This is a genomic window from Paenibacillus sp. J22R3 (assembly GCF_056269305.1).
On sequence record NZ_JBWDNS010000016.1, the window covers coordinates 25,542 to 47,690 of the forward strand.

14 protein-coding genes are annotated in these 22,149 nt (G+C 50.2%); 9 read left to right on the top strand and 5 right to left on the bottom strand.

The window, feature by feature from the left end:
- The first annotated feature begins 41 nt into the window (after positions 1-41).
- From AC0YN4_RS31410 to AC0YN4_RS31420, 3 genes are all read left to right on the top strand, one after another.
- Positions 42-2,363 carry a histidine kinase gene (locus AC0YN4_RS31410; RefSeq protein WP_475837601.1) on the top strand — a complete coding sequence of 774 codons (2,322 nt, stop codon included), beginning with the start codon at positions 42-44 and terminating at the stop codon, positions 2,361-2,363.
- 69 nt (positions 2,364-2,432) lie between these two features.
- Entirely contained in the window at positions 2,433-3,959 is a 1,527-nt protein-coding gene (locus AC0YN4_RS31415) for an ATP-binding protein (protein ID WP_475837602.1), read from the top strand.
- A 2-nt stretch (positions 3,960-3,961) separates the two neighbouring features.
- On the top strand, positions 3,962-4,660 hold the full coding sequence (locus AC0YN4_RS31420) for a response regulator (RefSeq protein WP_475784742.1): 699 nt from the start codon (positions 3,962-3,964) through the stop codon (positions 4,658-4,660).
- Positions 4,661-4,726: 66 nt separating this feature from the next.
- Here the strand turns inward: AC0YN4_RS31420 and AC0YN4_RS31425 are convergent, their stop codons facing one another.
- The 3 genes from AC0YN4_RS31425 to AC0YN4_RS31435 form a co-directional block, all read right to left on the bottom strand.
- A complete protein-coding gene (locus tag AC0YN4_RS31425) occupies positions 4,727-6,340 on the bottom strand; it encodes an ABC transporter substrate-binding protein (RefSeq protein WP_475784743.1) in 1,614 nt (537 codons plus the stop codon).
- A gap of 65 nt (positions 6,341-6,405) precedes the next feature.
- A complete protein-coding gene (locus AC0YN4_RS31430) occupies positions 6,406-7,290 on the bottom strand; it encodes a carbohydrate ABC transporter permease (RefSeq protein WP_475784744.1) in 885 nt (294 codons plus the stop codon).
- Between the two features lie 21 nt (positions 7,291-7,311).
- Positions 7,312-8,238 carry an ABC transporter permease gene (locus AC0YN4_RS31435; protein WP_475784745.1) on the bottom strand — a complete coding sequence of 309 codons (927 nt, stop codon included), beginning with the start codon at positions 8,236-8,238 and terminating at the stop codon, positions 7,312-7,314.
- A gap of 238 nt (positions 8,239-8,476) precedes the next feature.
- Between AC0YN4_RS31435 and AC0YN4_RS31440 the strand changes: the two genes are divergently transcribed.
- Genes AC0YN4_RS31440 through AC0YN4_RS31450 form a run of 3 tightly spaced genes read left to right on the top strand, consistent with a single transcriptional unit; the run spans position 8,477 to position 11,425 of the window.
- Positions 8,477-10,768: an AraC family transcriptional regulator gene (locus AC0YN4_RS31440; RefSeq protein WP_475837603.1), complete on the top strand. Its 2,292-nt coding sequence runs from the start codon at positions 8,477-8,479 to the stop codon at positions 10,766-10,768.
- 41 nt (positions 10,769-10,809) lie between these two features.
- Entirely contained in the window at positions 10,810-11,256 is a 447-nt protein-coding gene (locus AC0YN4_RS31445; protein ID WP_475784747.1) for a HEAT repeat domain-containing protein, read from the top strand.
- A gap of 7 nt (positions 11,257-11,263) precedes the next feature.
- On the top strand, positions 11,264-11,425 hold the full coding sequence (locus tag AC0YN4_RS31450; protein ID WP_475784748.1) for a DUF3934 family protein: 162 nt from the start codon (positions 11,264-11,266) through the stop codon (positions 11,423-11,425).
- A 515-nt stretch (positions 11,426-11,940) separates the two neighbouring features.
- Here AC0YN4_RS31450 and AC0YN4_RS31455 read toward each other — a convergent pair.
- Positions 11,941-12,852 carry a helix-turn-helix domain-containing protein gene (locus tag AC0YN4_RS31455; protein WP_475784749.1) on the bottom strand — a complete coding sequence of 304 codons (912 nt, stop codon included), beginning with the start codon at positions 12,850-12,852 and terminating at the stop codon, positions 11,941-11,943.
- A 183-nt stretch (positions 12,853-13,035) separates the two neighbouring features.
- Between AC0YN4_RS31455 and AC0YN4_RS31460 the strand changes: the two genes are divergently transcribed.
- Together AC0YN4_RS31460 and AC0YN4_RS31465 are read left to right on the top strand one after the other, a co-directional pair.
- Positions 13,036-13,884, top strand: coding sequence for a sugar phosphate isomerase/epimerase family protein (locus tag AC0YN4_RS31460; protein ID WP_475837604.1), 849 nt, complete (start codon positions 13,036-13,038; stop codon positions 13,882-13,884).
- Positions 13,885-13,898: 14 nt separating this feature from the next.
- Positions 13,899-14,909, top strand: coding sequence for a Gfo/Idh/MocA family protein (locus tag AC0YN4_RS31465; protein WP_475784751.1), 1,011 nt, complete (start codon positions 13,899-13,901; stop codon positions 14,907-14,909).
- Positions 14,910-14,966: 57 nt separating this feature from the next.
- On the opposite strand, the gene AC0YN4_RS31470 is transcribed toward AC0YN4_RS31465, so the two are convergent.
- Positions 14,967-15,413 (bottom strand): N-acetyltransferase family protein, encoded by a 447-nt coding sequence (locus AC0YN4_RS31470; protein WP_475784752.1) that lies wholly within the window; start codon positions 15,411-15,413, stop codon positions 14,967-14,969.
- A gap of 522 nt (positions 15,414-15,935) precedes the next feature.
- On the opposite strand from AC0YN4_RS31470, the gene AC0YN4_RS31475 reads away from it, so the two are divergent.
- Positions 15,936-21,893, top strand: a complete 5,958-nt coding sequence (locus tag AC0YN4_RS31475; protein ID WP_475837605.1) for an S-layer homology domain-containing protein — start codon at positions 15,936-15,938, stop codon at positions 21,891-21,893.
- Positions 21,894-22,149 lie beyond the last annotated feature (256 nt).

Genomic DNA, 22,149 nt, shown 5'->3' on the forward strand with positions numbered 1-22,149 from the left:
CTCGGTTTATTCGATGTTTCACATAGGGGGGGAAATCGCCAATGGAAAGCTTCAAACGCAGAACACCGGAAGATATCTTGCACTCCATCTCTAAGCTTCATCGCGGGACGCTGAAGATCTATATCGGTCCGGTGAGCGGCTCAGGCAAAACCTATCATATGCTGCGTGAAGGGCAGGCTTTGAAGCAGCAAGGCATTGATGTGGTGATTTGCGCGGTGTCGACGCTGCAGCGACCCGAGACGGTAGAGCAAGTAGGTGATCTGGAGCGGGTCCCTAGTATTCATTGGTATACAGACGGTACGGAGTTCAAAGATTTGAACCTGGATGCTCTCATAGAACGAAATCCGGAAGTCGTTCTCGTCGATGGACTCGCACACCGGAATCGTCCTGACGCTCGGTTTCCTACAAGGCTGGAGGATATCAAATTCCTGCTCTCCCATGCGATAAGCGTGATCACAACCGTTAACGTCTACGAGCTCGAAGGCTACACGGAAATCGCGCATAAGCTTACGGGGATTGAAGCGACATGTACGGTTCCGGCGGATACGCTTGAACTGGCCGATGAGGTAAGGCTGATTGACGTCACCCCGGAAACGGTCTTAAGTCGAATGGCCGAAGGTCATTTGAAAGGCAATAAGGATGCAACGTTGTTTAAACGAGGCAACTTAGGTGTACTGCGTGAACTGGCGCTTCGGCTGGTTGCGGAGGATGTGAATGAATCCCTGAAGTTGCATCGTGAAGAAATGGGACTGATCGGCCCATCCGGCACAGCGGAGCGCATCCTTGTCACGACGCAGTACCACTGGAACGGATCAATCTACGTTAGGCGAGGGCAGCAAATCGCCAAACGACTGAACGGCGATTTAGTGGTGATCACGTTTCGTAATTTGAAGAAGACGTTATCCAAGGAAGAGGCAACCTTCCGCAGAAGCACGATTAAGCTTGTAGAGAAAGTGGACGGTCAGTTTGAAGAGCTGCCTTTTCCGAAACGCAGGCGCATCCCAAGGACGTTAGTGAACTATGCGACCCAGCATAATGTGACGCGAATCGTGATGGGACATTCGAAGCAAACGCGGTGGCAGGAATTATGGCAGGGGTCGATAATTAGTGAGCTTCTGAAGATCACGAGAAATATCGATCTGTTTCTGGTTGCCGATTCGACAGCTAACGAGGGGGAACGGGTTCTCCCTGCCCAAATGACGGCTGCCACGGAGCAGCAGAAGTATAAGCGGCTCAGTCAGCAGGAAGTAGCGGAGAAGATCGACCAGATCAGACGCGGCAAGTTTAAAGTGTACATCGGCGCTGCTCCCGGCGTAGGTAAAACGTATATGATGCTGCGAGAAGGGAATGACCATCTGAGGAAAGGCATTGATGTGCAGATCGGACTGCTGGAAACCCATAACCGAGCAGAGACGATCCAGCAAATCGGCAGCTTGAATGTCATTGATCGAAAGCGTATGGTGTATCAAGGGGTTTCCCTTGAAGAAATGGATACCGAGGAAATCATCCGAAGATGTCCCGAGGTTGTACTGGTCGACGAGCTCGCGCATACGAATGTACCCGGAAGCAAGTACAAGAAGCGCTATGAAGATGTGCTGGACATATTGGATGCCGGTATTTCCGTCATTTCAACCGTCAATGTACAGCACCTGGAGAGTTTGAATGATGCCGTCGAGCAAATTACAGGGGTTCGTGTCCGGGAAACGGTACCTGATAGTATTCTTCATTTGGCCGATGAGGTCCAGCTCATTGACGTTTCTCCGGAAGCGCTCCAGCATCGGATGCGGGAAGGCAAAGTTTATGCCATGACGAAAGTCGATCAGGCGCTGAATAACTTCTTCAAGACAGGTAACCTGATTGCTCTGCGAGAGCTGGCCCTTCGCGAAATTGCCGACGATGTCGATGAGCGATTGGAATCGTTCGAGCGGAAGAGCTCGCTGCGAGGTCCGTGGAGAAGGAAAGAAGTGATCTTTATCTGCGTCAACAGTACGCCGCATGCCGAACGTCTGATTCGGCGCGGGTTCCGGACGGCGTACAGGCTGAAAGCCGCATGGTATGTCAATTATGTACAGGTTGGAGGCAGCTGCACGGATGAACTGAAGAAACGGCTGGCCGCTTTGGAGAAATTGACGGAGCGATTAGGCGGGAAGTTTATTATCCATGAAGAGCATCAGAATAGACAAATTGCCGTTGTCTTAGCTTCCAAAGCGGAAGAGGTTGAAGCGACGCAGCTGGTCATCGGTCAGCCGAAAATTTCCTTCTGGGAAGCACTGTGGAAGGGTTCCGTCGTCAATCAGCTAATTCGGCTTACCAGGCATATGGATGTATTGATTGTGGCTGACTTTGATGCTCAAACGCAATAACTTCAGGCCTATAGTCTCCTTCAGGATGTGATGAACATGAATCTGAGCTATCGAATTAGAGTCTTTTCTATGAAGCCCTATGTGTGGGTTACCCTATGCGTCACCTTGTTAACCATCGCCCTCCATGCGTTTGAGCTGGCCTTCGATATGGTTAACATCGCCCTTATCTATTTATTTCCCGTGTTGTTCAGTGCTGTATATTGGGGACTTGGACCATCATTTTATTCTGCGGCATTAGGTGTGATTGCCTTTGACTTCTTCTTTGTCCCGCCTTTTCTCAGCTTTACGGTAGAGGATTTGCGCTATCTCTTCTCCTTTGTGGTCTACCTTGCCGTTGCAGCTTTAACAGCCAGTCTGGCAGCAAGACTCAAACAGCAGCTATTACTGGCAAAACAAAGAGAGGCCCACACGGCATCACTCTACACCCTAAGTCAGCAAATGACGGCCATTGCGGACCTTCAATCCTTGCTTGAGAACGTGTGCCGCCAAGTATCGACTACCATTAACTCGCAGGTGGCGCTATATATGCCGGACAGTCGGGATGAGCTCACATTAGCCGCGTCTTCCGCAAGCGGGGACTGGGGCAAAGGAGAATCGGAGACGGCGATCGCCAAATGGGTATATGCGCACGGGGAGATGGCCGGCCGAGGTTCAGGCACGCTAAGAGAATTTCCCGGCTTGTATGTGCCGCTGCTAACGGAGGAGCGGGTGTACGGCGTAATCGCCATGAATCTTGCGAGTAATGGGAATTCGACGACTGCTCTATCCATGGAGAATAAGAGGCTCCTGGAAGCCTTTGCCGGACTTGCAGCGAGTGCGATTGCAAGGGTGAAGCTAGGCGAAGAGGCCAAGCTTGCCCATTTGACGGCTGAATCCGAGCGCCTCCGAACAGCGCTGCTGGACTCCGTATCCCATGAGTTACGGACACCACTCGCCACGATCATCGGGTCGGCAACGGGACTTATTGAAGGTGATCGGATGTTCTCTTCCGAGGATCGCCTCGAATTGCTTGCGACGATTAGAGACGGCGCTTTGCGCATGAATCGGCTCGTCACGAACCTGCTTGGCATGGTTCAATTAGAGAGCGGCATGCTCCGGCTGCGTAAGAACTGGTGCGATGTCGAAGACATTATCGGAGTAGTCTTATCCCAGGTGAAGGACTTTCAGCGCAATCGCGAAATACGGGTGAGCCTGCCGGAGCGTGTTCCAATTGTGCTTGGCGATGAGGTGCTGCTGGAGCAAGTGCTGGTTAACGTGGTCAGCAATGCAATCAAGTATTCACCGGATGAGAGCACCATCGTGATTTCTGTTAGGCAGGATGAAACGCATGTTATCATTAGGGTAGCTGATGCCGGTTTGGGCATTGCCGATGCGGACTTTGAGCGGATCTTCGATAAATTTTACCGTGGCAGCTCGACCAAGCATGTGCCAGGAACAGGTCTTGGACTTGCGATTTGTAAAGGAATTATAGAAGCGCATGGGGGTTTTATTACTGCTGAGCCTAATCTTCCCAAAGGTGCTGTTATCCAAATAGCTCTGCCTGTAGGCGATCAGAGCTTTCTAGATGAATTATTGCCGAAGGGGAACAGTGAATAGTTATGACAACAACAAGCGGTGCACGCATTCTAATCATCGATGATGAGCCCCAGATCTGTAAGCTGCTGAAAGTAACGCTGCAAGCCCATCACTTTGACATTCATACCGCAGCAACGGGAGAAGAAGGCGTCTATCAAGCGAGTATTTCCCATCCCGACCTTATCGTGCTCGATCTTGGCTTGCCCGATATATCCGGAATGGAAGTGCTGCGCCGAGTCCGAGAGTGGACGCGGATACCGGTCATCGTATTGACGGCCAAGGACCGAGAAGACGATAAGATTGCGGCGCTCGACAGCGGAGCGGACGATTATGTCACCAAGCCCTTTGGCATGGGGGAGCTGCTCGCGAGAATACGCGTTGCGCTTCGTCATGCAGCCAAATCTGCCGATGAACCTGTTCTTCAGTTCGGTCGGCTTATGATTGATTTGGCGCAGCGGATCGTTGAGCTGGACGGCAATCGAGTGAAGCTGACGCCTACGGAGTACGACCTGCTTAAAGTATTAGCCTCGAGTGCGGGCAAGGTCATCACGCAGCGCCAATTGCTGCAGCAGGTTTGGGGCGGCCATCACCATGAATCAGACAGCCATTATCTGCGCATTTACATTGGCCATTTGCGCAAGAAGCTGGAGGAGGATCCGACGAGACCGGTATTCATTGAGACGGAGCCGGGTATCGGGTATCGGTTCTTGCTGCAGGATTAGCCGCGACATTCCCTACAAAGAAAAGAAGTCGTGCAGCGAGCTGCACGACTTCTTTTCTTTACATCATTATTTCGCTGCTTTCCAAGCATCGATTTGCTTCTGCATTTCCGCGATAATTTTTTCCGCGCCGGCATCTTTCATTTTCGCCACGAACTCGTTGTATTTCTCCTCGGAAGTAACGCCCAAGCTGATCGCACGGGAATACTCGTCATTCACGGCAGATGCTTTCGCGATTTCACCTTTTACAGGCTCGGCATCGAACGTAAAGCCCAGCAGCAAGGAAGGTTCAGCTTCTGCGTTTACTTTCTTCGTTTGCTCCCAAACATCTGCAGGCATGCCTTTCTCTACATTAGCCAAGAAGTTGGATGCGAACATCCAAGGCACTTGCGGGTTGTAGTCGGCTTGCGTAGGTCCGGGAATCATGAGACCGTCAGCATCGAAATCGAATTGCTCGCCTTTAATACCGAAGTTCAAGAGGTTATACAAATCTTTGTCCGTGTTGAGCAATTCAAGCAGCATCATCGATCTTTCCGGATTTTTCGAATTCCGGTTGATTGCCTGCATCGTTGCCGTGATACCGCCAGTAGTCAAATGCGCAGTACCGGCAGGAACTTCTTGGTAGGGCTCTCCGCCAAGCGCGGAGGCAAGGTTAGCGCCGCCCGGCTTGAATGCGCCGCCGATGTTCAGCACCCATTTGCCTGCTTTGCCGTCTGTCCAATCATCGGTTTTCTTGGAAATTCGTTCTTTGGAGTGTAGAATGCCTTTCGCATTCCAATCTCTAAGCGTCGCTGCGAATTTCTTATAGGCATCGGATTCGAATTGATTGATAACCGTTAGGGAGTTATCGCCAAACTTCACGACGCCGGGTACATTGAAGCCGACGATAGCCTCCATGTTGAAGAAATCGGGGTCAATCCCGATAACCGGGTATTTCTGAGGATTATCTTTTTGAACAGCTTGAATGAATGGTAAGAGCAGGTCTAAGCTGTTTTCGTTAATTTTACCGCTAATGGCATTCATATCTAATCCATATTTTTCGATTAATGCTGTTGGAGCCGTAACTGACGGTGTTCTTGCGGAAATTTGTTGATTGACGAAGCCGTAGATTTGTCCTTTAATTTTCGTTGCATCCCAGAAGGAAGCGGGCATAGAGGCTAACGTTGTCGGTGCGTATTTGGCAAGCAGGTCATCGAGCGGGAGGAATGCGCCTTTGGCTACGTTCTGCGTATAGTTGTTGATCCAGCCGGCCGTGAACGTAATGTCGTAAGGCTCGCCGGAGGCAATAACCACTTGCATTTTTTGATCAAAGTCACCAAACGGGATCGCTTTGAAATCAACGGTAGCATTGATTTTCTCTTTGATCACTTTATTGACTTCAGCAAAAATCTTATCTTGTTGAGGTTGCGGGAAGTTTCCGGGGAAATACCAGGTAAGCTTAACTTCAGGCAGATCTGCCGTTGTATTCGTATCTGTAGCAGCTGTGTTGTCTGTGGCAGCAGCGTTTGAAGTATCATTCTTTGCTGTATTGTCGGACTTGCTAGTGTTGTTCGTGCTTGTGTTTTTTTCTCCATTGTTAGTGGAGTTGTTGCCGCACGCTACAGCCAGCATACTGAATACAAGAAGCACAATCGTACATAGAAGGCCTAACTTGGACAATCGGAATGCTCTTGCTCGTTGCATTGTGAATCCTCCCTTTTTTATATTGGCATTGCTATCTTAAATTGGATCAAAGATCCATGTTTAAGCTATCCCTTCACTGCGCCGACAGTAAGTCCTTTCACAAAATATTTCTGGAAGAACGGGAAGACAGCCAGCATCGGTCCTGCTGCCAAGATCGCCATCGCCATCCGCGCGGATTCGGAAGGGAGCTCGGCATTCTTCATACTAGCCGGCATCATGTTGGTCGAGCTGGTGAGATAGGCAATGTTGTTCATCATGCGGTAAAGCATATATTGAAGCGGAACAAGGTGTTCATTCTCGATGTAGAGCAAACTGAGCCACCAATCGTTCCAGTAAAGCAACATGGTGAATAAGGAGACTGTAGCTAAACCAGGTTTGGCTAGCGGGATGACGATTTGGAAGAAGATCCGGAACTCGCTTGCTCCATCGATCATACAGGATTCAATGATGTTGAAAGGGATCTTCTGCATAAAGGAGCGCAGCAGCAGAATGAACCAAGGTACGGCCAAGTATGGAAGGATGAGCACCCAGATCGTATTTTTTAGATGCAGGTAATTGCTGATCAAGATGTAAGTGGGCACTAAGCCGCCGTTAAACAGCAGCGTGAAGAAGACATAGAAGCTGAGGCTATTCTTGTATTTGAAGTCTTCGCGAGAGAGTGTGTAAGAGATGCCGGCCATGAACAGCACGGCGAGAAAAGTACCGATGAAGCTGACCATGATGGATACTTTGAACGCGCCAAGAAGCTGAATGGGGCGGTAGAGGACATACGTGTAAGCTTTCAAATCAAACATGCGCGGAATTAAGCTGTATCCGTGCTTGATGATGTCCACTTCATTACTTAAGGAGATGGACAAGATCGAGACGAGCGGCAGGATACAACATAGACTAAAGAGAATAAAGATTAAATGGATAATAAGCTGCGAAATCTTCCTTTTCTTCTGTGGCATAGGCTCATCTCCAGACGTCTTCTAAAATAATTTATTGTCATCATCGATTTTCTTCACGACATAGTTGCTTCCCAGTACAACGATAAAACCCATCACGGATTGGAATAACCCGACCGCTGATGACATGCCGATATCACCTGAAACTTTGAGCATCCGAAACACATACGTATCGATAACTTGGGTGACCGGGAACAGTTGTCCGACTTCTCTTGGGACGAAGAAGAATAAGCCGAAATCCGAGTAAAAGATTTTGCCGATGGAAAGCAGGGTCATAATCGTGATGAGCGGCATGATGAGCGGAATGGTAATGTTTCGAATAATCTGGAGTTTGGAAGCGCCGTCGATCTCAGCTGCCTCGAAGTATTCCTGCGAAATGCCCAGAATGCCTGCGTAGAAAATAATGCTGACATAGCCAAGCCCTTTCCAGATATTAATGAGGGTTAACATGATGGGCCAAACCCACGTGGTGGAGTAGAAGTCGAATGCATCAAAACCCAGTTTCTCGGTTAACGTAGTAAGCACGCCATACGGCCCGATGAAGGAGTAAGCCATGTAGGCTACGATGATCCAGGAGAAGAAGTAAGGGAAGAAGAAGACCGTCTGGTAGGCTTTGACCCATCTGCGGCTTACGACTTCATTGAGCAGAATCGCGAATACGACAGATAAGAACGTGCCTACAACGATAAAGATGCTATTATATAGAAGCGTGTTTCTGACGACCATCCAAGCGTCGCTGGAGGTAAAGAAGAACTTGATGTTATCAATCCCGACCCACGGACTGTGCAGAATGCCATCGGTATAGTTGATATTTTTGAAAGCAATGAAGATCCCGCCCATGGGAAGGTACGAGAAAACGAAGATCACTAGAAAGGCGGGCAGTGCAAGCAGCGCCAGCTGCAGATTCTTCTTTAGATGGCGTGATGAAGCCAAGAACGGAATTTTGTTCAATGTAGCCAGACCTCCTTTAGGTAAGAATGTAAACGTTCTCAACGACTGACTTGATCATAGTTGATCAGACAGGGAGCTGACAATTTCTTAAATGCCAATTCAGTTCACTTTCGAACGAATGGAGCAGTTCTCAAAATCACTTTTTGTTCTGAAAACAGGCTTTTGAAGGGAAACGGTAACAAATTGAATCATTTTCGGGTTGTGTGATAGTCTTGGAAGTAGAGGAGTTGCATGCATAATGTTCAAGAAATTCGTTCTGAAGAACCCGTTTCAGCTCTTTCTGACGATTCTGCTTCCCTTCCTGGTCAGCACTGTACTTCTGCTCTTCGTTCAATCCTCCTTATTGAGCCGAAATTTCGAGAATTTCGCATTGAAACAGGTTTATCGCGAGCAGCTCGCGGACCTTCAATATACGAGCCGAAATGTAAGCGCACTTGAACAGACCGCCAGATCGGTGTCGACAACGGCTTTCTTTGATGACATTATTACGGACTTGCTATACTCGGATATTGATTCCGATGACTATGTGAAGTACCAGATCAAACTGCAATCGTACAAAAATATTTATCCGTTCCTTCAATCCATCTACATCTACAACGGTGAGCAAATCTATGCCGTCCCCCGAGAACAATTTATCTATGACCGCACCACATTTGATGATCAAGGCATCTTCCCGATTCTCGATGACATAAAGAACCACCCCTCACACAGTATCGTGCTGCGCAAAATTCCGAATATCATGTCCGGCATCGCTACAGGCGCTGTCAAGGATATGTACGTCTATTCGTATTTGTTCTTTGATTCCCAGGTCGCGAGCGGCAAAGTGAATGAAGCGATCATCCTGAACATATCGGAAGAGTGGCTGCGTCAAAGCATTCATTCTCAGAACGATGCCGGCGGCAGCCGCATCTTCGTGACCGACAGTACGGGCATGCTGCTATCGGCAGATCAGGCACATCCTCTGCTTGCAGATTTGTCGGACAAGCCTTATATCCGGCGGATCAACGCTTCTAAGGTGCAGGCTGGTAACTTCCGCATGAATGTGGATGGCGTCGATTCGTTTATTACCTATACGAGCACGGATGCCTTCGATTGGAATCTGGTCAGCATTACGCCCTATCACGACATTGTCAAAGATGTGGAACGAATGAAGCAGAAGACGTATCTGTTCGTCGTCTTGTTCATCGTCGGCAGCATCCTGCTCACCTTCTATTTCTCGCGAAGACTGATGGTGCCCATGTCACTCGTCATTCAGAAATATAACCAGCTGGAGATGGAGAAGCGGGGGGAGTCCTATGATCGGAAGCAGCAGTTTCTGCGCAAAATCATGCATTCCAAGGGGCCATTGTCTGCGGACGAATTAAGGCGGCAATTTCTCAAATACGATATTTCTCTTGATCCTTCCGCGGCTTTTCTCATCGTGCTGTTCAAAATCGATCACTTCTCGGACTTCTGCGCGACATACAGCAGGGGAGACCGGAGTTTATTAAAGTTTGGCATCGTCAATATTGTTACTGAGCTGATGCAGCAGAAGGCCGCTCATGAATGCTTGGAACTTGAAGAGGATCAGGTCATGCTGCTGCTCAATGCGGATTCGCTTAGTGCACCTTCCGAGCAGCTGACGCTTGTGGAATGGATGCAGCAGATACAGCAGCATACGAAGCAGTATTTGCGCCTTGCCGTATCCGTAACGTTCAGCGAGCCGTTCGAAACGCTCTCCCAGCTGAATTTTCATTATTTGAAGACGCTCGACTTGTCTTATTACCGACTGATTTACGGTCATGAAAGTATGATTTTCAGCGAGCACATCACGGTCAGAACGGATGACTTCAAATCGTCGCAGGAGAAGGATGATGAATTGAAGGAGGCACTCATCCAGGGGCAATTTGGGGAGGCGAAGGATGCGTTGTCGGCCATGCTGAAGGACGCTTCGGCATACAGCTATTCGGCGCTGAGCTCTATGTTTATCCGGATCCTGCTGCTCATTCGTCATGCCATTGAGGTGCTGGAGACCAATCATGCGATGAAGGTGGATTTTCATTTCAACGCCTATCTCATGAAACTTCAGAAAATGGAAACGATAGAGCAGATCATGGCCGACTTCTCCGCACTGTTTGATCGTTTGGCACAGGAGCTCGAAGCGAAGAAAGACAATAAGTATTTGAAGCTGCTCGACATGGTGAATCAGATTGTGCACCGTGAGCTGGCGAATCCGGCGCTGTCGCTGGATTACATTGCGGATGAAGTTGATCTGTCACCGCCATATCTGGGCAAACTATTTAAGAAGCATAGGCTTGTGTCGGTGTCGGACTTCATTAATAATGTGAGGCTCGCGTACGCTAGCCAGCTGGTTGCGACGTCCACAGATACGATCACGGATATTATGGATAAATCGGGGTTCGCGAGCCGGAGCCATTTCTTCACCCAATTCAAGAAGGCGTATGGCTTAACGCCCAGCCAATATCGCATGAATGCGAAGCAATCCGGCTATACGAACAAGCCAAACATTGACTTTCCTGAATCATTCTAGTAGCGTGTATAGAATAGTTAATCGAGGGAGCTTGATCGAAATTGGAACATACAGAAGAAGAAGTAGTAGAACAACCCGTTAGTTATGAAGAGTTGAAGAAGGCTGCTGGTCGTACATCGAACTGGCGTGAACGTCTTCGTGCTGTAGAGGAGCTTGGACAATTGGGCGGCGAGCAGGCTACTTTGTTGCTGAAACGGATTGCGCAAAGCGATATGACGCATCAAGTGCAGGCTGCAGCTCATCGTGTGCTGAAGGAGCTTGGCGAAGATGTGCAATTGCCGGCACGCAAGACAGGCGAGCTGGTCAAAGGCTTGAACAAGATTCTGGTGCGGATCAAGAAGAGCTTGCCGGATGGCCACACCTACGAAGAGTTCAAAGAGAAGCTGCAGAAGATGAGATCCGACGTGTACGATATCTATGAAGGCGATAAAGAAGCAGATTTCGATAAGTGGCTTGAGAGCACTTGGGCTTCGCTTTCGAGAAGGTAGGCTAGTCATGGCGAAGAGTAAAGGCGGCGGTACAGGCCGCGGTACAGGCAAGAAAGGCTGGAATCGCTGGCAGGCTGCCGAGAACCGGAAGAAGAGCGCGCCGAAGCCGTATACGAGCAAAGGTACGAAGAATAATCCCGAAGGCACCGGCGGTGCCAACGGTTCATAGTTGGAATCAAGGCTGTCCCACAGGCGCGCTTTCGCGGGTTGTGGGGCAGCTTTTTTGTTCGTGGCTGCCGCCCCGGTCCGCCGAAGCTCTAACGAACCACAGAGGTCTTATTTCAGCCAAATCGAGGGGGTTGAAATTCTAACGAACCCTACAGGCCTTATTTGGGTTGAAAATGCTCATTGTAGACTCAATTCACTAAAATAAGGCCACCACGATTCGTTAGAATAAAATGGGGGCTCATTTCGCCCGAATAAGGCCTGCATGGTTCGTTAGCGTTCCGACGCCCGGTGGTCTTTGAGCTCCGTACTAACACCAGCACCGTACTAGCATCATCCCGCACCAATACCAATACCAGCACCACCACCAACGCCAGCACACAACAGTTAGTTTGGCCACGAGAGGCCGATTTCTCGACTCTCAGTCATTTTTCGATGTGGCTTCGGCGATGAGCGTTCGACTTTCGTTCTCTCAGCATCTCAAGATCCAGCTCGGCTAGTTTGAAGACCGACTTCCCCCTACAGTACCCGCGAGAGTTTGCGGTACATGCTCGGCGACAGCCCTTCCTGCTTGCGGAATTGGCGGCTGAAGTAGTGGATGTCGGGGCAGCCCGTGCGTTCGCCGACTTCTTCGACGGACAAGTCGGTTTCGCGGAGCAGTCTGCGAGCTTCACGGTGCCGGATGGAGCGCAGGAATTCGCCGGGCGGCTGTCCGGCGACCTGTTTGAACAGCTTCGCAGCGTGATCCTCATTCATGAGCAGCAGATCGGCTAATCGTTTGTTGCTCCACGCCTCAGATAGCGATGATTCCATCTGCTTCATGAGCGACAACAGACGCTGGCCGTGAACCGTATCGGCAGCACGCTGATGGAGCGTGGATCTGGAACGCTGCAGCTGCGACAAAATGTTCAGCATCAGCGCCTTGCAAGCCAGTTCGTACCCGGGAGGACGCGTAGTGAACTCCTCGACTAACTGCTCCATGAGCTGCACGCAGAGCAGGGAGGGGGTATAGATAATTTGCTCCGACAGTGGCGGGAAGGTCTCATTCGTTGCCTCGCGGCAAAACTTCTCCGCCGGAGGATGCGCCTCATTCACAACCATATCCTCGTCAGAGCCCACCTCCAGTTCATCGAAATAGTCGAAGTGGATGCCGAGAAATTGGGCGTTTGGCTGAGAGACGATCTCATTCTGATGGAACAGCCCCGCTGGCAGGTAGATGAGCTGTCCGGCTTTCCATTCGTAGCGCGTTTCCCCAATCGTCGTCGCGGCTTCGCCTTGGCTGACATATAGAATTTCATAGTCGTAGAGCCTTCGTCTTGGCAGCTTTCCGGGGGGAAGGCTCTGATATTTGGCATAATGGATGCTTGGCGACCACTCGCGAAAATGGGCGTAAGCAAGTTGATGACGATCTTCTGCATGCAGCTGCTCCATCTGAACGAACCTCACTCTTCATCAGCGGATATGATCTCGGAAAAGTTCAAATTATATCTGTTTCCGCTAAATATTTTTCTCGTCATTTCTACTATACTTTGATTATTGTTGGCAGTTTCATTATAAATGATCAGCTTCACGCAATAAACAGGAAAAATACAAATCACTTAGGAGGCAAGCCTGATGAAAAAGGGAGTTAACATTTGGTCTTTTCCACAAGGGACGACGATTGCCGAATCGATACGCATTGCCAAAGACGCTGGATTCGAAGGAATCGAGCTGTCCTTGAACGAAACAGGCGAGCTTAGTCTGGAAGCTACAGAGCAAGAGGTACGCGATATCAAGTCTCAGTTGGAGCAGTCTGATCTTGAAATTTGCGGTCTTGCTACAGGTCTCTACTGGTCCTACTCCATGACAAGCGAATCGGCGGCTAACCGCACGAAAGCAATGGATATTACTCGCAAGCAATTGGAGCTTGCGGCATCTTTTGGCGTCGATACAATCTTGGTTATTCCAGGCGCAGTAGGCGTTGATTTCATACCGGACAGTGAAGTAGTGGATTACGAGCGTGCTTATGAGCGCGCGCTTGAATGTATCAGCACGTTGTCTACAGATGCGAAGGCAGCGGGGGTTTCAATCGGCATCGAGAACGTGTGGAACAAGTTCTTGCTTTCCCCACTCGAGCTGCGGACGTTCATTGACACGGTTAACTCCGATTATGTCGGCTCCTACTTTGATGTGGGCAATGTCGTGGCTAACGGATATCCAGAGCAATGGGTACGGATTCTGGGCAACCGGATCAAAAAAGTGCATTTCAAAGACTACCGCAGACAAGCGGGCGGATTGCACGGGTTTGTTGATCTGCTTGCCGGCGATGTGAACTATCCTGCAGTAGTAGAGGCTCTTCGCGCCATCGACTATAACAACTATGTCATCGCAGAGATGATTCCCGGATACACGCATCATGGTGAGCAAATCATTTACAACACATCCCGCGCGATGGATGCCATCCTGGGACGAGGCAACAACTAAAAGGAGGAAGCAGCATGATTAAGGTAGGTCTGATCGGCTTTGGTTTTATGGGACGTATGCATTTTGACAACTATACTCGGCTTATGGCGGAAGGCGCGCCGGTTCAATTGAAGGCCATTTGCGATGTGCGCATCGAGGAATTGAAGGACGGCAAGGCAATCGGTAATATTGCGACCAATCAAGAGCTGTACAATCTCGATCCGTTCAATCTGTATACCAATATTGAAGAAATGATCGCCAATGAAGATCTGGATATGATCGATATCACGCTGCCTACAGGGCTTCATGCAGATATCACTTGTATGATGCTGGAGAAAGGCTACCACGTGATGTGTGAGAAGCCGATTGCTCGCACCGCTGAGGATGCTTGGCGAATGGTAGCAACTGCGGAACGTACAGGCAAGAAACTGATGATCGGTCAATGTCTGCGTTTCTGGCCGGCCTATGAATATGCCAAAGCATGTATCGAAGATGGACGTTACGGCAAGCCGCTTGGCGGTTCGTTCTTCCGCGGCTCAGGTCTGCCGGCTGAATGGTTCCTTGATGGCAGCAAGAGCGGCGGCTGTCTGCTGGACATGCACATTCATGATACAGATATGGTACACTGGCTGTTTGGTGTGCCGGATAAGGTTTCGACAATGGCTCGCAATGTCATTCCGGGCAGCGCCTATGATATCGTATCGACGCATTATGTATACGACAGTGGTCTCGTATTGAATGCTCAAGCGGATTGGACGCTTCGCGGCGATTTCGGCTTTGAAATGAACTACCGTCTGAACTTCGAAGGCGGGAACCTCATCTTCGCGGATAATAAGGTGAAGGTTAATCCAAACGAAGAGCCAAGCTTCGTAGCTGAGCTGTCCGATGATATGGGGTACTATTTCGAAATTCGCTCCTTCATCGATTCGTTGGCAAACGATAAGCCAATTACAGTATGCACGCCGGAGAGCGCAGCGCGCACACTGGATATTATCGAAGCAGAGCAGAAGTCGGCAGACGCCGGCGGTGCCTTCGTCTCCCTATAGAATCAAGAAAGCCGCATCCCGGTTAAGGGGTGCGGCTTTTTTAACGATATGAGCGCGTTATCCAATCGAATAGTTGACCCATTCATCTTGCACACCGCCCATTTTGTCAAAGAAGCACTGCGCTCTGGTGTTATCCTTAGCGGTAATCCACGACATGCGAGCATAGCCGAGATCATGAGTATAACGCTGACAGGCGAGGAACAGCTGCGACTCCACCTGTGTATCTCTATAGGGCTCCATAACATAGAGGTCGTTCATGACGGTGATCCGTTCGGCTTTCATGGTGCTATATGTAAAATAGAGCGTGGCGAAGCCGACCGTTTCTCCATCCTTCAGCGCTACGAATTGAATGCCCTCTTGTTTCTCGAGCAGCGTTTGAATCAATTGACGAACAACGCGATCTCCGGGCCATGCCTTCTTATAGAAGCCCACGATATAATTATGCATTAAGGCTGCTAGGCCGTTCACGTCCTCAAACTCTACATTGCGTACTACGAGTGACATTTATGATCCTCCCTCATATCCTTGTTACGGATAATTATATGATATCATGTATAAATATACAACACAGTTCATGAAATTTTAACATGATTATCGGCACTTTATTGTGTATCCAACGCAGCACGAAACTGCAGAGTGATAAGGAAGTCATATGCAGCAATACTCACAGAAAATAATGGAAAGCGCAAACGATTGCGCGTACTACTGCATGAAAAGAAGCATGCCGCGAATATCGCCAATGATTTTCCTTAATGGATATCATTGACTATAAAGCGTTTTCATACTAAGATGAAGGCAATGAACTACGCTGATTATCGCTAATTTAAGGGCAATGCTTTCCGGTCTTCGATAATCGAAGCGGAACAACCCCGGCTATCTCCTCTTCATGGGGATAGCTCTTTTTTATCGGCGGAAAGGGGATTTTATGGGTATTTGCGCAAACGTTTGCGCGAAATTTCATGTTTTCATCTACTCAGCTCAAGAGGCACAGCATCGTCAGTCATTTTAACTTAGGGAGGCAAAGGAATGATAACCATGATAGGCAAAAGCCAAACTCGCATGTGGGCACTTCTTCTATCCATGCTTATGGTTGTACAGATTGTAGGCTTCTTTCCACAGCAAGCAAATGCAGACGCCGCAGGAGAAGGTGCGATTCAAGCGGATACCTTCGCAGAGCAGCCTGGCGGCAACCACAAGTGGGTTGTAGTCGGCTCCTTCCAAGGCTGGAGTAACGATTCCGCCGTGACGCAGATGAAGCATCTCGTTGGTGAGTTTTACGCGTACTCCACTGTGCTGGACGCAGGCTCATACGCCTTTAAAGTCGTGCACCAAGGTACTTGGGACGGCTATTCCAATGGCGGCAATAATATCGAATTTACACTGACGGAGCAGACGAAGGTCAATTTCTATCTTAATGACGAGCTGGGTCAAGTGCGGATCAACCTGCCAAACGTAGCCGGTGCACAGCAGTATACACCTGCCCTTAGTTCCACGGAATGGCCGCGGCTTGTTGGCAGCATTCAAGCTGTATTCGGCGAATCCGAATGGGCACCGGATCAAGCGCGGCAGCTATTCATAGATTATAATTTCGACGGATCGGCTTATAAGCTTCAACGCACGCTTCCGGCCGCACGCTACGAAATGAAAGTCGTGCAAGGCAATAACTGGGATGCGAACAACTACGGTGCAGGCGGCGGAAACTTCGTGCTGCAAACACTGGATCCTGCGGACGTGACGTTCACCACCGTTCTCGCGGATCGCACGATCACGACGGACTATAAACCGGCGGACAGCCAATTCGACGGCATGATTCACCGCGATAAGCTGGTATTTGACTCCCGTTCGGTTACGTACAAGAAACCTTTCGGCGCGATCAAAGAAGGCAGCGAGGCGGTAACACTCCGCATCGCAACGGAAGCTGGCGACGCACAAGTGGTGCGCGTCGAGTTGAGCAACCCGCAAGGGCTGGCTTCGGCATTCGATATGCGCAAAGCGACTTCTTTTGACGAGAAGGATTATTGGGAGGTAACCATTCCTGCTTCTGCGTTCCAAGGGATCGGTGTTTGGGGCTACAAATTCATTCTGATCGACGGCCCTGCGAAAGTGGAATACGGGGACGATGGATCACGCGGCGGCAGCGGTGCTTCTGCGGATGAAGGCGTTCTTCCATACGATTTGACTGTGTATGACAAAGATTTCAAGACGCCGGATTGGATGAAGAATGCGGTCGTCTATCAAATCTTCCCGGATCGTTTCTTGGATGGGGATTCTTCCAACAACCGCGCTAAGATCGTCGATGGGTATCGTGGCGGGGCAGCCCTCCCAGGTGAGGAATTGACGGAGAAGAACGGTCATAAGCTGCAATATTTTGATGGCGGCGTATCGAATGATCCTGCATCGGATCAAGTGTGGGGCTCTTGGAATGACGTACCCGAGAATCCGGATCGTACAACACCTGAGCAGCAGCCGTATTTCCCGGAGGCTGAATCAGATGGTCTATGGACGAATGAGTTCTATGGCGGCGACATTGCAGGTGCATCACAGAAACTCGACTATTTGAAGTCTATTGGCGTCAACGTCATCTACTTCAACCCCGTCGCTTGGGCGGCTTCGAACCACAAATATGACGCGACGGATTATAAGCATCTGGATCCGATGTTCGGTGAGCCGGTCTACAATACACCGGGCAACCCGGTTTCCGGACTCGATTATGAAGCAACGCGCATTGCTTCCGACCGTGTTTTCACTGCTTTCACGAAGAAAGCAAGCGAGATGGGCATCAAGCTGATCGTGGACGGCGTGTTTAACCATGTCGGCGATGACTCGATTTATTTTGACCGTTATGAGAAATATCCGGAGATTGGCGCTTATGAGTTCTGGGCGAAAGTGTACGACAAAGTGAATAAGGATGACGTAACGTTAGAAGCTGCGAAGCAGCAGACAATCGATGCGTTCACGGCACAGATCAACCCAGCTACAGGGGAGCATTATGCCTATCCGAATGATTTTGACTTTACCACTTGGTTTACCGTTTCGAATGAGCAAGTAGACGGCCACTACAAATATGAAGGCTGGTGGGGCTACGATTCCCTGCCTGTTGTCGATGCACCGCAAGCGGCGGATGGCGACAATGATGCACTCTCGGGCAACCATGAGTGGAACGTGCAGGGCTATCGCGACCTCGTCATCGGTCATGACCTAAGCGGCAAGACGGACGAAGACGCAGATGCCTTGATGCAAAATGCGAACTCGCAGCGCTGGGAGTGGATGGGTGCGAACGGCTGGCGACTTGACGTTGCGCCGGATGTATCCTCAGGTACATGGCAGCAATTCCGCAAAGCGGTGAAATCGACAGCCGGCCGCGTGGACAGCAATGGCAATACGATTCCGGAACCGATCATTCTGGGCGAAGAGTGGGGCGTTGCCACTCGCTTCCTGCTTGGCGATCAGTTTGACTCCGTTATGAATTACCGTTTCCGCGGTGCGCTGCAAAGCTTCATTATCAGCGGCAATGCGGCACAGTTAAATGATGCGCTGGAGTCCATTCGTGAGGATTATCCGGCAGAAGCGTGGCAAGTCATGCTGAACCTCGTGGATTCCCATGATACGATTCGTTCCATTACGAAGTATGATAAACCGGAGTGGGAAGAGGAACATTTGGCGATTGCGCCTGATGCATCGGATAAAGCCCTCAAGATGCAGGCGCTTACCGCGATTTTCCAATTGGGTTATCCGGGTGCGCCTACGATCAACTATGGTGATGAGGTTGGTTTGACGGGTACGAAGGATCCGGATTCCCGCCGCACATTCCCGTGGGAGCGCGTTTCGGGTTCCGATGGTGAGTATGCAGGAGTAGGCAAGTACGCGAATTTATTTGATACGTATCAGAAAGCAGCGAACATCCGTGAGGATAATGAAGTATTCCGCACAGGTGAGCTGAAGACGGCGTACAACCAAGGCGATGTAATTGCCTATGCGCGCAAAACGGACAGTCAAGCAGGTCTTGTTGTAGTGAATCGCGGCACGACTGATGTTACGTTTGAAGCCAATGTTGCAGGGTTCCTCCCTGAAGGCATCACATTAGCAGATCAGTTGGGCAGTGAAATTGAAGGTACGGTCACAGGCGGTACCATCTCGCTTACAGTGAAAGCGATGAGTGGTCTGATGATGACCTCCACGACCGCGCTTGTTACCGTGCCGCAGGTGCAGAATGTTGCAGCGGTCGGCGGTAACGGCGAGGTTGCGCTGACATGGGATGCTGCACAAGGTGCAACGGGCTACAACGTGTACCGTGCGGCAATCGAAGGTGCTGAGCTGCAATTGGCCGGCCAAGCAGAAGGCAACACATGGACAGATGTGAACGTGGAGAACGGGAAGAAGTACTACTACACCGTGACTGCAGTTACGGGCAGTGGTGAGAGTCTGCTGAGCGAGTATGCATCGGCGACGCCTTCTTTTGCAGTGAACGGGGTAACGATTACGAAGCAATCGGATGCGGTTACGCTCGGCGCGGGTCACAAGACCTCCGAAATCCAAGTCGCCATCGACATTCCGGGACTTACCGATAACGCAGCTTATGCAGGCAGCGAAGCGCCGAATCTGATTGCACGCCTTGCTTATTACAAGAAAGGTTCAAGCCAATCCGATGCGGTAGAAACCAAGCTGCGTTATAAGCAGGACACGCAAGACGGGAAGAAAGTATATTGGGCAGCGTTTGAGCCGATCGAGGCGGGTGCTTACTATTACTTCGCGAAAGTCTCCAGCGACAACGGGGATACATTCACGGAGTCCGAGCAGCAGAGCGTTGATGTACACGCAGACAGCAGCGACACGACGGCACCGGAAGCGCCTGTGCTCGCTGATATTATGACAGAGTCGAACCGTGTTCAATTGACCTGGACTGCGGCAGCGTCTGAGGAAGCGGCGCATCATTATGAGGTTTATCGCAAGAAAGCGGACACGGAATTTATGCGCATTGCAGTTGTGGACAACACAGCTACATCGTATGTGGACTTTACGGTCAGCAATGATACGGCGTACACGTACAAAGTGGCAGCAGTAGATAGCGCCTATAATCGCGGTTATTCCGACGAGAAGTCGGTTACGCCGAAGCTGGTCATGGTGGATGTGAAGCTGCGCGTTCATCTTCCAAGCTACACGCCGGTTCAAGATGATATTTACTTGGCAGGCGATCTTAACGGCTGGAATGCATCGGGCAACAAGCTGAATGTACCGAGCGGCGCAACGACGCGCGACGTGGTGGAATACAGCTTCAAGATGATGGCCGGCAAAACCATTCAATACAAATATACACGCGGGGCATGGTCAACAGAGGCACTGACTTCGCATACTCGTAAAGCCAATGACACCGAGGATGCCGGCAACTACGCTTACTCCTCGACGGATACGAATATGCAGCTGACGATCAAGAACCAAGGCGGCAACACGATGGTTGTGGACGATTACGTGCTTCGCTGGGTGGATATGCCGATGATCGTGACCATGCCGCGTATCTCGTACGGCGATGACATTGCATTTACAACGTCCGAGAAAGAATTTGCGCTAAAAGCAAACGTACCTTATGGTGTAACCTTCACCATTAACGGTAAGCCAATTGATGCATCGGACATGAATGCAACAGGTGATGTACTTGTCGAAAAATTGCCGCTTGCTGTGGGAGTTAACCACTTCACGCTGCATATTGAGCCAAGTGCGGAAACGCTGGCACTTCCGTGGTATACCGATGCAGGACGTGCGAGCCAAGCGACGAAGACGCTTGAGCTGACGATTACAAGAGAAGGCGATCTTTCGCCGCCTCCGTCAGCTACTTCCGGAGGAACCGTTAGCGAAACAGATAAAGGTACAGATAGACGTACAGAAGCACAATTGAAAGAAGTAATCGGCAAAGCAACGGGCGACAAAGTAACAATCAATACGGAAGGGAAGAGCCAGCTGCTTCTGCCTGTGAATACGGCAGAGCTTCTTGGCAACAAATCACTGGAAGTGAACCAAGGCGACGTTAAAGTCGGTGTTCCGACTGACGTGTTGAACGAGCTGGTCAAGCAAGGCGACAGTGCGACCGGAAGCAGTAGCCAAATTTCACTCCATGTGCAGCCGCTAAGCGAGCAGGCTAAGCAAGCACTTGTGGCTAAAGCCGAGCAAGTAGGCACAACAGAGCTGCATGTCGCATCGGATATTTACGATTTCCGTCTCGCGGTTGTAGATGCGAAGGGCAAGGAAACAGCTGTACTGAGTAAGTTTGTACAACCGCTTACCCTTACCTTCAAGGTGAACAGCAATGCCAACACGAAATTGATCGGCGTCTATTATATCGCAGACAATGGTCAACTTGAGTTTGTTGGCGGCAAACTGAATTCTGACGGCACAATGACCGTCCGGATTTCTCACTTCTCCAGCTACGCTGTACTGGAGTTCACGAAGCACTTCTCTGATGTGTCCGCGTCACACTGGGCAGCTTCGATGATTAGTGAACTAACGGCGAAGCATATCATGAACGGTGCAAGCGCGGATCGATTCGAGCCAAACCGCAGCATCACCCGTGCTGAGTTCGCCGCACTGCTTGTTCGCGCGCTGGAGCTCAAAGCGACGAAGTCGGCTGCATTCGCAGACGTATCGGCCGGCGCTTGGTACGCGCCTTACGTGGCAGCGGCAGCTGAAGCGGGTATCGTGAACGGCCGCAGCGCATCAACATTCGCGCCGAACGGCACGATTACGCGTGAAGAGATGGCCGTCATGCTCATGCGTGCGTATGAGTTGAAGCACGGCAAGCTGACCGCTGATCAAGCTGAAGAGCTGAAGAGCTTCTCCGATGCGAATGCCATCAGCAGCTGGGCTGCAGCATCGATCGGGGCGGCCAAGGAGCTGGGCCTCCTCGATGGCAAGAACGGCGGCAGCTTCGAGCCGCAAGGACATGCAACCCGTGCCGAAAGCGCGAAAGTGATTTACAGATTGCTTGAGGCGTAGTCTTCATGTTCCGCATAGAGCCGCGTCCATGAGCGACTGTTTGGACGCAATACCGATATTGCCATTTGATTCTCCTCTAACGGTTGTCAGCGTGGCTATTTCATGTAATGAACGACTTTTAAAATTCTAGCGGTTGTGAGCATCCTTATTCACTGCACAATGGCCGATTTTTACCGGAAAATGTCCAAATAAGCCCGCTAGCAACCGTTAGAAAATAACAAAGTGTTTTTTCGGCCAGATAACCACTGTCACAACC

What these genes read in the sequence shown, in the direction of transcription:
- AC0YN4_RS31475 (WP_475837605.1), top strand. Translation starts at nt 15,936, where the DNA reads ATGATAACCATGATAGGCAAAAGCCAAACTCGCATGTGGGCACTTCTT.
- AC0YN4_RS31460 (WP_475837604.1), top strand. Translation starts at nt 13,036, where the DNA reads ATGAAAAAGGGAGTTAACATTTGGTCTTTTCCACAAGGGACGACGATT.
- AC0YN4_RS31420 (WP_475784742.1), top strand. Translation starts at nt 3,962, where the DNA reads ATGACAACAACAAGCGGTGCACGCATTCTAATCATCGATGATGAGCCC.
- AC0YN4_RS31430 (WP_475784744.1), bottom strand. Translation starts at nt 7,290, where the DNA reads ATGCCACAGAAGAAAAGGAAGATTTCGCAGCTTATTATCCATTTAATC.
- AC0YN4_RS31470 (WP_475784752.1), bottom strand. Translation starts at nt 15,413, where the DNA reads ATGTCACTCGTAGTACGCAATGTAGAGTTTGAGGACGTGAACGGCCTA.
- AC0YN4_RS31455 (WP_475784749.1), bottom strand. Translation starts at nt 12,852, where the DNA reads ATGGAGCAGCTGCATGCAGAAGATCGTCATCAACTTGCTTACGCCCAT.
- AC0YN4_RS31425 (WP_475784743.1), bottom strand. Translation starts at nt 6,340, where the DNA reads ATGCAACGAGCAAGAGCATTCCGATTGTCCAAGTTAGGCCTTCTATGT.
- AC0YN4_RS31415 (WP_475837602.1), top strand. Translation starts at nt 2,433, where the DNA reads ATGAAGCCCTATGTGTGGGTTACCCTATGCGTCACCTTGTTAACCATC.
- AC0YN4_RS31410 (WP_475837601.1), top strand. Translation starts at nt 42, where the DNA reads ATGGAAAGCTTCAAACGCAGAACACCGGAAGATATCTTGCACTCCATC.
- AC0YN4_RS31465 (WP_475784751.1), top strand. Translation starts at nt 13,899, where the DNA reads ATGATTAAGGTAGGTCTGATCGGCTTTGGTTTTATGGGACGTATGCAT.
- AC0YN4_RS31440 (WP_475837603.1), top strand. Translation starts at nt 8,477, where the DNA reads ATGTTCAAGAAATTCGTTCTGAAGAACCCGTTTCAGCTCTTTCTGACG.
- AC0YN4_RS31450 (WP_475784748.1), top strand. Translation starts at nt 11,264, where the DNA reads ATGGCGAAGAGTAAAGGCGGCGGTACAGGCCGCGGTACAGGCAAGAAA.